This is a genomic window from Micromonospora sp. NPDC050200 (genome assembly GCF_040656135.1).
Taxonomy (GTDB): Bacteria; Actinomycetota; Actinomycetes; order Mycobacteriales; family Micromonosporaceae; genus Micromonospora.
The window spans coordinates 1-1,033 of sequence record NZ_JBFALG010000183.1; the positions used below are offsets into that span (position 1 = coordinate 1).

Annotated in this window: 1 protein-coding gene; it reads left to right on the plus strand. The window is 66.4% G+C overall.

Annotation, left to right across the window (positions count from 1 at the left end):
- Window positions 1-162 precede the first annotated feature (162 nt).
- A complete protein-coding gene (locus AB0I41_RS35265; protein ID WP_357115855.1) occupies window positions 163-984 on the plus strand; it encodes a transposase family protein in 822 nt (273 codons plus the stop codon).
- Window positions 985-1,033: the final 49 nt, after the last annotated feature.

A 1,033-nucleotide genomic window follows, 5' to 3' on the forward strand; every position in this document is an offset into this window, starting at 1 on the left:
CACTGAGGCTATCCGCGCAACGCTCTGAGTGCGGAGCGTGCTGCCCGGAATGAGTTGCAACAGGCGGGAATCGCCTGGATGAGTGCGTGAGAGGTAAGGGCGCGGAACTCCGCTACGAAGTGTTCCTCTCACAGACCACTGCCACCGGAGTTCCGCGCTGCTATGAGTATCACCTACACCGCCACCCTCGCTGTACGCGAGGAGACCGTGTCGTTCCTGTCTGGCCTGCTGAACGCTGAACGGCAGCGGCGCGGGACGCGCGGGGGAACCCGCGTGCTGGGCTGCCGCCAGCAGGCGATACTCGTGCTGCGCTGGCTGCTCGACGGCGCCCGCATGACTCAACTGACCCGCGACAACGCGATCAGCCGCACGACCGGCTACGACTACCTGCACGAGGGCATCGCTGTGCTGGCCGCGAAGGCCCCGAGCCTGCACGGCGCGCTGCTGGCCGCGAAAGCCGCCGGCTACGACTACGTGCTGCTCGACGGGACGCTGATCGAGACCGACCGGGTGTCCACGCCCGGCCCCACCGAGGGTGTGGACCTGTGGTGGTCGAAGAAGCACGCCAACCACGGCGGGAACATCCAGGTCGTCACCGCGCCGGACGGCTGGCCGTTGTGGACCTCCCCGGTCCGGCCCGGCCGGGAACACGACACCACCTGCCTGCGCACCCACCCTGACCTGCTCGACACCCTCACCGGCATCCGCCACGACCTACGCACCCTGGCCGACCTGGGCTACGAAGGCGAAGCCGACACGATCGTCGTCGCGTTCAAGAAACCCAAGGGCAAGCAGCTCACCAACGTCCAGCAACAATTCAACCGCGCTCACAACCGGCTACGCGCCGTCGGTGAACGCGGCAACAGCCTGCTCAAGACCACATTCAAGGCCCTACGCAACATCAGCCTGTGCCCGTGGAAGATCGGTGCCATCGCCGCTGCGGCCCTGGCCATCCTCCACATCGACCACCAGCGAACCACCTGAAACCAGGCGCTACACACAGTCACGAGACGTTACGCGGAATGGCTCACTG

Coding starts and splice junctions, on each gene's coding strand:
- AB0I41_RS35265 (WP_357115855.1), top strand. CDS start 163: ATGAGTATCACCTACACCGCCACCCTCGCTGTACGCGAGGAGACCGTG.